Here is a 12820-nt window from a genome sequence, read left to right as displayed (position 1 = left end):
ACCCGGCCCGGAACGCAAGGAGCTTCAGGTGTTCAATGACATAGGACCGCTCGAGCTGGTGACGCTCATCGTCCTTGCCGTGCTCGTCTTCGGTCCGGACAAGCTCCCGAAGGTCATCCAGGACGTCATGCGGACGGTGCGCAAGATCCGCGAGTTCTCGGAGAGCGCCAAGCAGGACATCCGGCAGGAACTCGGCCCGGAGTTCAAGGACTTCGAGTTCGAGGACCTCAACCCCAAGACGTTCATCCGCAAGCAGATGGACAACGACGAACTGGGGCTCAAGGAGATCCGCAACGGCTTCGACCTGAAGAAGGAGATGGCCGAGGTCACGGACGCGGTCCACAGCCGCGACGCGGAGGCCTCCCCCTCGGGTGCCTCTTCCTCGTCCGGCGACCGCATCGACATGACGAAGAAGCCCGAGGAGCGCGCGCCCTACGACGCGGACGCCACCTGAGCCGTGCGCGCCGCGCACGTGATGCGTTTCATACCTTTGCCAGGGGTCCGTACGGCCTGAACATGCCGTCCCGGCGCCCCGCGCGCCGAGCGCTTTCCCGGCTGCTCACAGCAGTGTGGCTATGCTGCCGAGTTGTTGTGCGGGCCGTACGCCAAAAAGCGAGGCCGCCCGAAGGGGGGCGGGCCGCCCCGGTCCGCCGAGAGCTAGGAGGCGTCCGGGCACATGGAGACGACGAGTCGGGCAGTCGCGCAGGCGTCGGCCGCGGAGGGCGGACAACAGGCCCCCTCCACGCGGCGCACGGTCGACGGCTACCTGGAGGCGCCCTTCCCGTGGTACGGCCTCGACGAGGCCTTCACGGGACCGCGCTGGCTGATGCAGGTGGGTACGGCGGCCGACGGGGCCGTGGAGCACGGGTCGATCGGACACGGCGACGAGCCCTCGGTGCGCAATGAGGCGACGGAGGACCGGGAGAAGTTCGCGGTGGTCGTCACGGTGGCCGCGAACCCGTCCCGGCCGAGCGCCGACGGGACCGGGCTGCTGGAGGCCACCACGGTCTCCTCGGCGGCCTGGCTGGCGGGTGTGGGGCTGCTGTCGTTCACCTGGCCCGGGCAGATGGACCACTCGCTGCGGGACGACTGGCTGGACCAGCAGACGGAGACCGCATGGGCCCTCGCCGACGATCTGGAGGGGGAGGAGTGGTCGACCCTCTCCCTGCCCGTCGACGGGGTCCCCACGCCCTTCCACTACCGCGAGTCCGAGTTCGGGTGGGTCCTCGCGGGCTCCACGCAGCAGGGCGTGCACGTGGGCGCGTACGGCAGAGGGATGAGTGCGTACGGGCTCGGCTTCGCCATGATCAAGGACATCGGCGAGTACGCATGACGAAGGGGGCGCCGAAACCCACGGCGCCCCCCACTCGGCCGGCTCTCTAGAACTTGTTCTTGGGCGTGATTCCCAGGGACAGTCCGGAAAGGCCTCGCTGCCGCCCTCCCAGCTTTCCGGCGATCGCGCGCAGCGCGCTGCCCGCCGGGCTGTCCGGGTCCGTCAGGACCACCGGCTTGCCCGAGTCGCCGCCCTCGCGCAGGCGGACGTCGATCGGGATGGCGCCGAGCACCGGGACCGTGGCGCCGGTGGTGCGGGTCAGGCCCTCGGCGACGGTCTGGCCGCCGCCGGTGCCGAAGACGTCGACCATCTCGTCGCAGTGCGGGCAGGGCAGCCCCGACATGTTCTCGACCACGCCGACGATCTTCTGGTGGGTCTGGACGGCGATGGAACCGGCCCGCTCGGCGACCTCGGCGGCGGCCTGCTGCGGGGTCGTCACGACCAGGATCTCGGCGTTCGGGACCAGCTGGGCGACCGAGATCGCGATGTCACCGGTGCCGGGCGGCAGGTCCAGCAGCAGCACGTCCAGGTCGCCCCAGTACACGTCCGCCAGGAACTGCTGGAGCGCCCGGTGCAGCATCGGGCCGCGCCACACCACGGGCGCGTTGCCCGGCGTGAACATGCCGATGGAGATCACCTTCACGCCGTGCGCGGACGGCGGCATGATCATGTTCTCGACCTGGGTGGGACGGCCGTCGGCGCCCAGCATGCGCGGCACGCTGTGGCCGTAGATGTCGGCGTCCACAACACCGACCTTCAGCCCGTCCGCCGCCATCGCCGCCGCCAGGTTCACCGTCACCGACGACTTGCCGACGCCGCCCTTGCCGGAGGCGACCGCGTACACCCGGGTCAGCGAGCCCGGCTTGGCGAAGGGGACCTCGCGCTCGGTCTGGCCGCCGCGCAGCGCGGTCGCCAGTTCCTTGCGCTGCTCGTCGCTCATCACGTCGAGCGTCACGTCGACGCGGGTGACCCCGTCGACCCGGGACACCGCCTCCGTGACGCGCTGCGTGATCGTGTCCCGCATCGGGCAGCCGGAAACCGTCAGGTACACGGTGACCGCGACCGCTCCGTCCGCACCGATCTCCACCGACTTGACCATCCCGAGTTCGGTGATGGGGCGGTTGATCTCGGGGTCGTTCACCGTCGACAGTGCTTCGCGCACCGCGTCTTCCGTAGCCATAAGGTTGATGGTACGGCGCCGCGCGGGGGGCCCGGGATGCCTGTCACCGGTCGTCTACGTCACGTCCGTGCGGCCGTTCCGCCGGGAATACGACCGGACCGGCCGCGCGATACCCGTCCAGCTCCCTGAGGACGTCCTGGAGCTCGGAGCGGATCCAGTCCCGGGTGGCGACCTCGCCGAGCCCGATCCGCAGTGCGGCGATCTCCCGGGTCAGGTACTCGGTGTCCGCGATCGACCGCTCGTTCTGCTTGCGGTCCTGTTCGAGGTTGACCCGGTCACGGTCGTCCTGCCGGTTCTGCGCGAGCAGGATCAGCGGGGCCGCGTAGGAGGCCTGGAGCGAGAGCATCAGCGTCAGGAAGATGAACGGGTACTCGTCGAACTTCAGATCGCTGGGCGCGAAGATGTTCCACAGCACCCACATGATGATGACGACCGTCATCCAGACGAGGAACCGACCGGTGCCGATGAAGCGGGCGATGCGCTCGGAGAACCGCCCGAAGGCATCCGGGTCGTACTCGGGCAGGAACCGGCGGCGTGGCGTCCGCGGCTGGTCCAGGCGGGCCCGGGGCCGGGTGGTCGCGGTCGCCCCGGACAGCGTGCGCTCACGGCCGCTCTCGCGCTCAGGAGCCATCGGTCGCCGCCCTCTCGTCCTCCTCGTCGAGGTGGAACTCGGTCTCCCGCCAGTCCTCGGGCAGCATGTGGTCCAGGACGTCGTCCACGGTGATCGCGCCCAGCAGAGAGCCCGACTCGTCGACGACCGGCGCCGCGACCATGTCGTACGTGGCGAAGAACCCGGCGACGACGGGCAGTGCGGCGTCGGGGTCCAGGGGTTGCAGATCGTCGTCGAGCAGCGCGCTGACGAGGGTGTACGGCGGATCGCGCAGCAGGCGCTGGAAGTGGACCGTGCCGAGGTACTTGCCGGTCGGGGTCTCGTCGGGCGGGCGGCAGACGTAGACCTGGGCGGCCAGCGCGGGGGAGAGGTCGGCGTTGCGGACCCGGGCCAGCGCGTCGGCGACGGTGGCGTCGGGCCGCAGCACGATCGGCTCGGTCGTCATCAGGCCGCCGGCCGTGTGCTCCTCGTACGCCATCAGCCGCCGCATGTCGGCCGCGTCCGCGGGCTCCATCAGGCTCAGCAGCCGCTCCTTGTCCTCCTCCGGGAGCTCGGAGAGCAGGTCGGCCGCGTCGTCGGGGTCCATGGCCTCCAGGACGTCGGCGGCCCGTTCCTCCTTCAGCTTGCCGAGGATCTCGATCTGGTCGTCCTCCGGCAGCTCTTCGAGCACGTCGGCCAGCCGGTCGTCGTCGAGGGCGGCGGCGACCTCGGCACGGCGCTTGGGGGAGAGGTGGTGCAGCACGTTCGCGAGGTCGGCGGGGCGCAGCTGCTCGAAGGTGGCGAGCAGGCTCTCGGCGCCCTGGCCCTTCTCCTCCGCCGAGAACCCGGTGACGGCGGACCACTCGACGGTCAGCGACTCGCCCCTGGCCCTCCGCAGCGGCCCGCTCTTGCCGCCCTTGCGCACGAACACCCGGTCGATCTCCCAGTCCCGCCGGGCCGGCAGCTGCTGCACCGACAGATCCAGCACGGCGACCTCCTCGCCGGTCTCGACGAGGGTGACCCGGCGGTCCAGCAGCTCCCCGAAGACCAGCCGCTCGGTCGGCCGCTGCTCGAAGCGGCGGACGTTGAGCACCCCGGTGGTGATGACCTGGCCGGACTCGATGCTGGTCACCCGGGTCATGGGCAGGAAGATGCGGCGCCGGGTGGACAGTTCGACGACGAGGCCGAGGAGCCGGGGCGGGCGCCGGCCGACGCGCAGCATGACGACCAGGTCGCGGACCCGGCCCACCTGGTCGCCGTTCGGGTCGAAGACGGCGATGCCGGAGAGGTGCGACACGAAGACCCGGGGAGTGCCCGCTGCCATTTCCGCACCTCCTCGGCCGATTCTGCCGGTTTTGCCCGCTCGGATGGGCTTCAGGCTAGCCCGTCCCGTTCGGATACGCCCTGGTGAGCGGTCCGACCGGACTGGCTCCGTGCGGCTTCCGGGACCCCGGTACGCTGCCGTACGCCGATCAGGACCCCGTCAGAAAGGCAGCCCACCTGTGACTGCGATTCCCCAGGGCCGCATCCGCCGGGCCGCGCTGCTGAGCGCGTTGAGTGCCCTGGCCGTGACGGGGCTGACGGGGTGCGGCAGTGAGGATCCCGACGCGGGGACGAACGGCCTCGGCAAGCTGTCCGCCGACCAGATCCAGCGCAAGACCCTCAACGCCGCCGAGTCCGCCGACGCGGTGCGTCTCGCCGGGAGCGTGGTCACCAGCGGGCGCACGTACACCCTCGACATGCGGCTGAAGGCCGACGGGGGCGTGGGCTCGGTCACCGCCGAGGGGGCGACCTTCCGGCTGCTCAGGATCGACGAGCAGCTGTTCCTGATGGCCGACGCCGACTTCTGGAGCAACGGCGACGCGGACGCGGCCGCGAGCGCCAAGCTCAACGGAAAGTACGTGAAGGTGCCGCAGGGCGATCCCTCGTACAAGAAGTTCAGCGGTTTCACCGACCTGGACGTGCTGCTGGAGGGCCTGCTGACCCTGCACGGCAAGGTCGAGACCGACGGCCGGCACGAGCAGTCCGGCACCCGCACGATCCGCATCACCGGCGACGGCGGCTCCGGCGGCACCCTGGACGTCTCGCTGGAGGGCACGCCGTACCCGCTGCGCCTGGTCCGCGGCGGCGGCGCGGGCACGCTGACCTTCTCCTCCTGGGGCGAGAACTTCGCCCTGGAGGAGCCGAAGAAGACCGAGACGGTGGACTACGGCAAGCAGCTGCCGACGTCCTAGGGGCGGCGTTACGTGCGCTTGCGCCGCCTCATGAGCAGCTTCGGCAGCCCGGCGGGGATCGGCTCACGTGTGGTCGCCGGGGTCGGCAGCGGGGCCGAGGACAGGTCGGCGTCCGGCAGCGGCGCGGTCGAGCCCGTCGGCACCAGCCGCAGCACGCGGCACTCCCGCTTCCAGCGCTCCGGCATCGCCTCGCCGTCCGGGGCGTTCAGCCGCTTGCCCTTGAGCTCGGCGACCGTCGCCTCCCACTGCTCGGACCCCGAGGCCAGCTCCACGACCTTCGCCGTCCAGGAGACCAGCCGGCCGCCCTTGTCCTTGCTGCGGACCGTCACCTCGGCCTCGCCCCCGTCGGCGAGCCCCGGCAGCGGCTGCTCGCCCGGCCCGTCGCCGACCACACACGCCGCGCCCTCGTGCCACACGTGCCACAGCGTCCGGGCCGGGACACCGGGTGCCTCGACCCAGATCAGCCCGGACTTCTTCGTGGCCTCCTCGACGAGGGCCTGATCGAGCAGCTCGCTTGTCATGAGCCCAGCCTAGTCAGCCCCGCCGGACGCTCCCTAGAGCCAGCCGTTGCGCTTCAGCGTGCGGTGGATGCCGAAGCAGATCATCACCGTGATGCCGAGCACCAGCGGGTAGCCGAACTTCCAGCGCAGCTCGGGCATGTAGTCGAAGTTCATGCCGTACACCCCGCAGACCATCGTCGGTACGGCGATGATCGCGGCCCACGAGGTGATCTTCCGCATGTCCTCGTTCTGCGCCACGGACGCCTGCGCGAGGTTGGCCTGGAGGATGGAGTTGAGGAGTTCGTCGAAGCCGACGACCTGCTCCTGGACCCGGGCGAGGTGGTCGGCGACGTCCCGGAAGTACTTCTGGATGTCCGGGTCGATCAGCCGCATCGGCCGCTCGCTGAGCAGCTGCATCGGCCGCAGCAGCGGTGACACCGCCCGCTTGAACTCCAGGATCTCCCGCTTGAGTTGGTAGATCCGGCCGGCGTCCGTGCCGCGCGGGGTGCCCTTGCGGCCCGGCGAGAAGACGTCCGTCTCCACGTCGTCGATGTCGTCCTGGAGCGAGTCGGCCACGGCGATGTACCCGTCGACGACATGGTCGGCGATGGCGTGCAGCACCGCCGACGGGCCCTTGGCGAGCAGCTCCGGGTCGTCCTGGAGCCGGTGCCGCAGCGCCCGCAGGGAGCCCTGTCCGCCGTGCCGGACGGTGATGAAGAAGTCCCGTCCGGTGAAGCACATGACCTCGCCGGTCTCCACCACCTCGCTGGTGGCGGTCAGTTCGTCGTGCTCGACGTAGTGGACCGTCTTGAAGACGGTGAACAGGGAGTCGTCGTAGCGCTCCAGCTTGGGCCGCTGATGGGCCTGGACGGCGTCCTCCACGGCCAGCGGGTGCAGTCCGAACTCCGAGGCGATCCCGGCGAATTCCTCCTCGGTCGGCTCGTGCAGCCCGATCCACACGAAACCGCCGTCGCGCCGCACGTTCCGCATCGCCTCGTGCGGGCTCAGCTGCCGTCCGCTCTCGACGCGCGCGCCGTCACGGTAGACGGCGCAGTCGACGACGGCGGAGGGCGTGCCGGGGTCGCGGGTGGTGTCGTACGCGCCGCTGTCCATGCGCATGGCCTTGCTCAGGGAGGGACGGGACGGGCGGACCGCGGCACGCAGGTCACGGATCATCGACATGGCAGGCTCCTTCGCGAGCAGGCAGCGAAACGCCGCTTCGACGGGTGGAACTGCCCGGAATGGGGACGTCCTGACTGCGGATGTTTGGCACGTCCACAAAGCGGGGAGCACCGCACCGTCGCGGTGGCGTACTTCGCTGCTGATTCAGCTACTGCTGCTGACTGACAGATCAGGCAAAACGAAACGAAGGCTCTTCCGCGGTGAGAGGCAGGCGAGAGGTGGCAGCCGGCTAGAAAGCAGAGCAGCTACGTCAGCGGCGGGAAGAGCGGGTGCTACTGCACGGTCGACTTCGATCCATTGCAGCCCCACCTCCTCCGGCCGGTCCCTCGTAAGGGAGTGTCGTCGGCGTCCGGGGACTGACCGCGACGCTTCTGCGTGCTGCCCCGAACCACCGGGCCAGAGTAGCAGCCGACCGAAGTGTCAAGGCGCTGCTTTGCCCGGTACTGACGAGTTCTATGCTCGCGGCATGGCTGATGTTCTTCCTCTGGTCGAGGCCCGCTTGCGCTCCGCGCTGGGCGAACCGGACGCCCGCGCCGCGGTCACCTTCCTCGGTACGGACCGCATCGAGGTGCTGCGTTTCCACGAGGACGACATCGTCCGTTACGCCAGCCTGGGTATGTCCGCGCACCCCATGACCGACCCCACCGCCATGGTGGCCGACCCCGTCAAGGGCCCCCGCGCGGAGCTGGTCCTCTCGGTCCGGGCGGGTTTCGCCGACACCGACAAGGTCCTCCGCCCGCTCGCCGTGCTGGCCGCGTCCCCGCAGGTCGAGGGCGTGGTCGTGGCGCCCGGCGCCTCCCTGGACGTCGGTGAACCGCTGTGGCCCGGCGCCCCGTTCAGCTCCGTCCTGGTCGCCGAGCCGGGCGGTCTGGTCGAGGACCTGGAACTGGACGAGCCCCTGGACCCCGTCCACTTCCTGCCCCTGCTCCCGATGACCCCCAACGAAGCCGCCTGGAAGCGCGTGCACGGTGCCGGCGCCCTCCAGGAGCGCTGGCTGGCGAACGGGACGGACCTCAGGGACCCGGCCCGTGCCTCGGTCCCGCTGGCGTGAGCAAGCTCACCAACCGGCCACCGGCAGCGGTCAGTTGGCGACGAGGGTGACGTTGTCCTCGATGGCGTGCCGGGTCCCGGGCGCCTCGGCCTCGGCCGTCAGCGCCTTCCCGCGTACAGCGAACCGAAGGAATTAGCGGTCCTAATTAATGCGAGATGCATCGAAATGGGGCCGGGCAGGCGGTTCCCCCCGGACGGGTGATCGTCCTTGACGTGGCGGGAAAGGGGTAGGACCGTGGAGCCCTATGAGGGGCGAACCCAGTTGCCCGAAGTGTGGTGGCCGGGTCAGGGCTCCCGGACTCTTCGCCGATTCCTGGCAGTGCGATGTCCACGGCACCGTACATCCGCTGCAGCCCGTGATCCCGCCCAGCGTCGAGGCACTCAGCGTCGTCGTGCATCGCACCCAGGTGCCGGTGTGGATGCCGTGGCCCTTGCCGGTCGGATGGCTGTTCACCGGTGTGGCCTGCGCGGGCGACGACCGCAGCGGCGGCCGTGCGACGGCCGTCGCCTGCAGCGGTCCCGGACCACTGGGCGGCCTCGGTGAGCTGATCCTGGTCGCCGAGGAGCTGGGGGTCGGGCTCGGGGCGCGGTACGCGGGGATCGACGGGCCGGATCCAGGGCCGTACATGAACGTCGACAAGCCGGCCCAGGCCAAGGTGCTGGCCGCGGGGCGGCCGACTCCGCTGTGGCATGTCACCAAGACGCCGGACGACCGGGCCGTGTTCGCCGGTGAGGCCCGGGGCCTGTGGCTGTGGGCCGTGGTCTGGCCCGAGCAGACGGGTCTGCTGATGTACGACGAGCTGGTGCTGACGGATCTGCGGGACGCGGGGGCCGAGATCGACCTGGTGCCGTGCGGGGCGTTGTCGCCGCGCTTGCTGGAGCCGTAGGACGCCCAAGGGGGCGGGAGAGCGTGTCGTCGGGTCGGCTGCGGGGCGTTCTGGCTGGTCGCGCAGTTCCCCGCGCCCCTTCCAGGGGCGTCGCGCAGTCCGTACGTAAGAAGTGAACCCGGGTGGCGGGTGTGACATGAGCGGTTGAATCAGCCGTTATCCTTGGCGTGTCCCCTGTCCGTCCCGGCCCGTTGGAGCTCGCGCGTGCGCATCGATCTGCACACTCACTCCACCGCTTCCGACGGCACGGACACGCCTGCCGAGCTGGTGCGCCATGCCGCCGCCGCCGGGCTCGACGTCGTGGCGCTCACCGATCACGACACCACCCGGGGGCATGCCGAGGCCGTCGAGGCGCTGCCCGAGGGGCTGACGCTGGTCACCGGTGCCGAACTGTCCTGCCGGCTCGACGGGATCAGCATGCACATGCTGGCCTACCTCTTCGATCCCGAGGAGCCCGCGCTGCTCGCCGAGCGGGAGCTGGTCCGGGACGACCGGGTGCCGCGCGCCCAGGGAATGGTCGCCAAGCTGAACGAGCTGGGTGTGCCGGTGACCTGGGAGCAGGTCCTGCGGATCGCCGGGGACGGCTCCGTCGGGCGCCCGCACGTCGCCTCCGCGCTCGTCGAGCTCGGGGTCGTGCCGACCGTGGGAGACGCCTTCACCCAGGACTGGCTGGCCGACGGTGGGCGGGCCTTCGTGGCCAAGCACGAGACGGATCCCTTCGAGGCGATCCGGCTGATCAAGGGCGCGGGCGGAGTCGCCGTGTTCGCGCACCCGGCGGCCGCCAAGCGGGGCCGCACGGTCCCCGAGTCGGCCATCGCACAGCTCGCCGCGGCCGGACTCGACGGCATCGAGGTCGACCACATGGACCACGACCCGGACACCCGGGCGCGGCTGCGCGGCCTCGGCGCGGAACTCGGTCTGCTGATGACCGGCTCCAGCGACTACCACGGCAGCCGCAAGACCTGTCTGCTCGGCGAGTACACGACCGACCCCGAGGTCTACGGCGAGATCACGCGGCGCGCGACCGGGGCGTTCCCGGTTCCGGGGACCGGCGGAGTCTGAGACACCTCCCGCCCGCCCATCACGTTCGCTTCTTCGCAAGGCCTCCTCACTGATGTTCGACGTTGCCGTCTTCGGCTCCCTCTTTCTGACCCTCTTTGTCATCATGGATCCCCCCGGGATCACCCCGATCTTCCTCGCGCTGACCTCGGGCCGTCCGGCCAAGGTGCAGCGGCGGATGGCATTCCAGGCCGTCTGCGTGGCCGGCGGTGTGATCACCGTCTTCGGGGTGCTCGGCCACCAGATCCTCGCCTATCTGCACGTGTCCGTGCCCGCGCTGATGATCGCGGGCGGGCTGCTGCTCCTGCTCATCGCCCTGGACCTGCTCACCGGCAAGACGGACGAGCCGAAGCAGACCAAGGACGTGAACGTCGCCCTCGTGCCGCTCGGCATGCCGCTGCTGGCGGGCCCCGGTGCGATCGTGTCCGTCATCCTGGCCGTGCAGAAGGCCGACAGCGTGACCATGCAGCTCTCGGTGTGGACGGCGATCCTCGCCATCCATGTCGTGCTGTGGCTGGTCATGCGGTACTCGCTGCTGATCATCCGGGTCATCAAGGACGGCGGTGTGGTGCTGGTGACCAGGCTCGCGGGCATGATGCTCTCCGCGATCGCCGTGCAGCAGATCATCAACGGCGTCACCCAGGTGATCCAGGGCTCCTGAGCCCCCGGGCAAGCGCAGAGCCCCCGTACGGCATCGGTGCCGTACGGGGGCTCTGAAGCTTCAGCGGTGATCCGCGTCTGTTACGAGGCCGTGGTGTCGGCCGGTCGGATCCACAGGCGCTGCCCGATGGCTGCTGCCTGCTGCACGATCCGGTTGACGGAGGCGGCGTCCACGACGGTGCTGTCCACGGTCGTGCCGTCGACCTCGTCGAGTCGCATGATTTCGAAGCGCATGGCTTCTCCCTTCGTCTGGTCATCCTCCTGAGGAGAATTGCTGCGTACACAGATAGTCAACGGCTTGCTTGTTACAAACATTCCCTACGCTAAAGAAATTTTTCGAACGGCTAACTACTGACCGGTAAGCGGCACGGCCGGGACCGAGCGGGACCGGTTGTGTTCGCTGCGTGACCGCCGGGACAATGGAGGTGATGAACGACGACCTCGCGGCGCTCGGCGCCCGTATCGACCGCACCAACGAGTTGCTTCTGCGCATGCTCGCCGAGGTGGCGAAGACACCTTCGACCCATGCCATTTTCGTCGACGCGGGCTATCTGTACGCGGCCGCGGGCCGGCTCGTCGCCGGAACCGAGGACCGGCGCGCCTTCGACCTGGACGCCGAGGGGCTGATCGAGGCGCTCATCGACCGGGCCCGGACGATCTTCGCGGACAGCAGACTGCTCCGCGTCTACTGGTACGACGGCGCCCGGCGCCGCATCCACACCGCCGAGCAGCAGTCGATCGCCGAGCTGCCGGACGTCAAGGTGCGGCTCGGCAACCTCAACTCCAGCAACCAGCAGAAGGGCGTCGACTCCCTGATCCGTACCGACCTGGAGTCCCTCGCCCGGCACCGCGCCATCAGCGACGCCGCGCTCCTCGGCGGCGACGAGGACCTGGTCTCCGCGGTGGAGGCGGCGCAGGGGTACGGCGCCCGGGTCCATCTGTGGGGCATCGAGGCGCCGGAGGGACGCAATCAGGCCGAGCCGCTGCTGTGGGAGGTCGACAGCCAGCGCACCCTCGACCTCGACTTCTTCAAGCCGTACGTCTCCCGGCGCACGGCCGCCGCGGAGGGGACGACGGCCCGGCCCACCCGCGAGGACGTCCGTTTCGTGGGCGCCCAGATCGCGGCGAAGTGGCTGGCGGCACGGGGCAGGGAGTCCCTGGTGGAACTGCTGCCCGGGCACCCCTACCTGCCGGGCTCCGTCGACCAGGACCTGCTGGTGGAGGCGGAAGGGCTGCTCCAGTACTCGCTGCGCGGCCAGGCGGACCTGCGGCGGGCGCTGCGGGACGGGTTCTGGGGGCATCTCCAGGCGCAGTACTAGCCGACGCCTGGGGCGTCTCCAGTCGTCGGCACTGGCCCATGCCTGGGTATCTCCACGCGCAGAACTAGCCCACGCCGTCCCAGAAGTCGGCGAGGGCCTGTGCGGTGGCCAGGGGCTGCTCGGCGTTGGGGGAGTGCTCGGCGCCGGGGACGACGGTACGGCGGGCCCGCAGGCGCAGCGCCATGTCGTCGAGGAGCGGGACCGGCCAGGTGTCGTCCTTCTCGCCCGACAGCACGTGATACGGCAGGGGTACGGCGGCGAGTTCGGCGACCCGGTCCGGCTCGGTGCACAACTGGTCGCCGGTGGCGGCGAGTTGGGCGGGCTTGGTGCCGAGCCAGCGGCGGCGCAGATGCTCGGGCCCGCCGATCCCGCGGGCCGGTCCGCCGACCTCCTCGGGCGGTCCCATGGCCAGGATCGCCTCCCACACCTCCGGCATCGTCAGCACGGCGAGCGCGTCCCGGAGCAGCTTGACGCGCTGCTGCTGGGAGCCGGAGATCTGGGCGGGGCCCGACGCGACGAGCGTCAGCGACCGGAAGGGGGAGGCGTCCAGGAGGACGGCGGCACGGGCGATCTGGCCGCCGAGGGAGTGGCCGACGAGATGGACGGGGGCGCCGACGGCTTCCGCCTGCGCGAAGACGTCGCGGGCCAACTCCTCCTGCGCGTAGGCGGATTCGTCATCCGCGGGGCCGTCCGACTCGTACTGCCCCCGGCCGTCGACGGCCACGCTGCGGTATCCGCGCGCGGCGAGCGGCGCGTGCAGGAGGGTGAAGTCCTCCTTGCTGCCGGTGAAGCCGGGGAGCAGGAGGGCGACACCACGCTGTTCCACT

15 protein-coding genes are annotated in these 12820 nt (G+C 70.4%); 8 read left to right on the top strand and 7 right to left on the bottom strand.

Translation table 11 applies throughout. The annotated features are described in order from the left end of the window. Positions 1–28: 28 nt before the first annotated feature. Positions 29–454 (top strand): sec-independent translocase, encoded by a 426-nt coding sequence (locus tag M8H82_RS34800; protein ID WP_250079460.1) that lies wholly within the window; start codon positions 29–31, stop codon positions 452–454. Between the two features lie 222 nt (positions 455–676). Then, positions 677–1333, top strand: a complete 657-nt coding sequence (locus tag M8H82_RS34795) for a hypothetical protein (protein ID WP_250079458.1) — start codon at positions 677–679, stop codon at positions 1331–1333. A gap of 46 nt (positions 1334–1379) precedes the next feature. On the opposite strand, the gene M8H82_RS34790 is transcribed toward M8H82_RS34795, so the two are convergent. From M8H82_RS34790 to M8H82_RS34780, 3 genes are read right to left on the bottom strand one after another with little or no spacing between them, the layout of a single operon-like run. Further along, positions 1380–2513, bottom strand: coding sequence for an Mrp/NBP35 family ATP-binding protein (locus M8H82_RS34790; protein WP_250079456.1), 1134 nt, complete (start codon positions 2511–2513; stop codon positions 1380–1382). Positions 2514–2556: 43 nt separating this feature from the next. Beyond that, positions 2557–3144 carry a DUF1003 domain-containing protein gene (locus M8H82_RS34785; RefSeq protein ID WP_250079454.1) on the bottom strand — a complete coding sequence of 196 codons (588 nt, stop codon included), beginning with the start codon at positions 3142–3144 and terminating at the stop codon, positions 2557–2559. Then, positions 3134–4426, bottom strand: a complete 1293-nt coding sequence (locus tag M8H82_RS34780) for a magnesium transporter MgtE N-terminal domain-containing protein (RefSeq protein WP_250079452.1) — start codon at positions 4424–4426, stop codon at positions 3134–3136. The genes M8H82_RS34785 and M8H82_RS34780 overlap by 11 nt, the downstream gene beginning before the upstream one ends. Positions 4427–4604: 178 nt before the next feature. On the opposite strand from M8H82_RS34780, the gene M8H82_RS34775 reads away from it, so the two are divergent. Then, positions 4605–5336, top strand: a complete 732-nt coding sequence (locus tag M8H82_RS34775) for a hypothetical protein (protein WP_250079450.1) — start codon at positions 4605–4607, stop codon at positions 5334–5336. Between the two features lie 8 nt (positions 5337–5344). Here M8H82_RS34775 and M8H82_RS34770 read toward each other — a convergent pair whose 3' ends face one another. After that, positions 5345–5857 (bottom strand): hypothetical protein, encoded by a 513-nt coding sequence (locus tag M8H82_RS34770; RefSeq protein WP_250079447.1) that lies wholly within the window; start codon positions 5855–5857, stop codon positions 5345–5347. 33 nt (positions 5858–5890) lie between these two features. Next, positions 5891–7018 (bottom strand): magnesium and cobalt transport protein CorA, encoded by a 1128-nt coding sequence (locus M8H82_RS34765; RefSeq protein ID WP_250079446.1) that lies wholly within the window; start codon positions 7016–7018, stop codon positions 5891–5893. Positions 7019–7484: 466 nt separating this feature from the next. Between M8H82_RS34765 and M8H82_RS34760 the strand changes: the two genes are divergently transcribed. The 4 genes from M8H82_RS34760 to M8H82_RS34745 all read left to right on the top strand — a co-directional run bounded on the left by M8H82_RS34760 (position 7485) and on the right by M8H82_RS34745 (position 10675). Beyond that, a complete protein-coding gene (locus tag M8H82_RS34760) occupies positions 7485–8069 on the top strand; it encodes a suppressor of fused domain protein (RefSeq protein ID WP_250079443.1) in 585 nt (194 codons plus the stop codon). A gap of 244 nt (positions 8070–8313) precedes the next feature. After that, complete coding sequence (locus M8H82_RS34755) at positions 8314–8955, top strand: DUF6758 family protein (RefSeq protein WP_250079441.1); 642 nt, start codon at positions 8314–8316, stop codon at positions 8953–8955. A 204-nt stretch (positions 8956–9159) separates the two neighbouring features. Beyond that, positions 9160–10017 (top strand): PHP domain-containing protein, encoded by an 858-nt coding sequence (locus tag M8H82_RS34750; RefSeq protein WP_250079439.1) that lies wholly within the window; start codon positions 9160–9162, stop codon positions 10015–10017. Positions 10018–10069: 52 nt separating this feature from the next. Continuing rightward, positions 10070–10675, top strand: coding sequence for a MarC family protein (locus M8H82_RS34745; RefSeq protein ID WP_250079437.1), 606 nt, complete (start codon positions 10070–10072; stop codon positions 10673–10675). Between the two features lie 80 nt (positions 10676–10755). On the opposite strand, the gene M8H82_RS34740 is transcribed toward M8H82_RS34745, so the two are convergent. Then, a complete protein-coding gene (locus M8H82_RS34740; protein ID WP_202485837.1) occupies positions 10756–10908 on the bottom strand; it encodes a hypothetical protein in 153 nt (50 codons plus the stop codon). Between the two features lie 194 nt (positions 10909–11102). Here M8H82_RS34740 and M8H82_RS34735 point away from each other — a divergent pair, with 194 nt between their 5' ends. Then, on the top strand, positions 11103–11993 hold the full coding sequence (locus M8H82_RS34735; RefSeq protein ID WP_250079435.1) for an NYN domain-containing protein: 891 nt from the start codon (positions 11103–11105) through the stop codon (positions 11991–11993). 64 nt (positions 11994–12057) lie between these two features. On the opposite strand, the gene M8H82_RS34730 is transcribed toward M8H82_RS34735, so the two are convergent. After that, positions 12058–12820: alpha/beta fold hydrolase (locus M8H82_RS34730; protein ID WP_250079432.1), on the bottom strand; the 763-nt coding region annotated here is incomplete at its 5' end.

The sequence above is a fragment of the Streptomyces sp. YS415 genome (assembly GCF_023544665.1).
GTDB lineage: Bacteria > Actinomycetota > Actinomycetes > Streptomycetales > Streptomycetaceae > Streptomyces.
This window is presented reverse-complemented; position numbering and strand designations above follow the sequence as displayed.

Coding starts and splice junctions, on each gene's coding strand:
- M8H82_RS34745 (WP_250079437.1), top strand. CDS start 10,070: ATGTTCGACGTTGCCGTCTTCGGCTCCCTCTTTCTGACCCTCTTTGTC.
- M8H82_RS34785 (WP_250079454.1), bottom strand. CDS start 3,144: ATGGCTCCTGAGCGCGAGAGCGGCCGTGAGCGCACGCTGTCCGGGGCG.
- M8H82_RS34755 (WP_250079441.1), top strand. CDS start 8,314: ATGAGGGGCGAACCCAGTTGCCCGAAGTGTGGTGGCCGGGTCAGGGCT.
- M8H82_RS34740 (WP_202485837.1), bottom strand. CDS start 10,908: ATGCGCTTCGAAATCATGCGACTCGACGAGGTCGACGGCACGACCGTG.
- M8H82_RS34770 (WP_250079447.1), bottom strand. CDS start 5,857: ATGACAAGCGAGCTGCTCGATCAGGCCCTCGTCGAGGAGGCCACGAAG.
- M8H82_RS34760 (WP_250079443.1), top strand. CDS start 7,485: ATGGCTGATGTTCTTCCTCTGGTCGAGGCCCGCTTGCGCTCCGCGCTG.
- M8H82_RS34780 (WP_250079452.1), bottom strand. CDS start 4,426: ATGGCAGCGGGCACTCCCCGGGTCTTCGTGTCGCACCTCTCCGGCATC.
- M8H82_RS34735 (WP_250079435.1), top strand. CDS start 11,103: ATGAACGACGACCTCGCGGCGCTCGGCGCCCGTATCGACCGCACCAAC.
- M8H82_RS34795 (WP_250079458.1), top strand. CDS start 677: ATGGAGACGACGAGTCGGGCAGTCGCGCAGGCGTCGGCCGCGGAGGGC.
- M8H82_RS34765 (WP_250079446.1), bottom strand. CDS start 7,018: ATGTCGATGATCCGTGACCTGCGTGCCGCGGTCCGCCCGTCCCGTCCC.
- M8H82_RS34790 (WP_250079456.1), bottom strand. CDS start 2,513: ATGGCTACGGAAGACGCGGTGCGCGAAGCACTGTCGACGGTGAACGAC.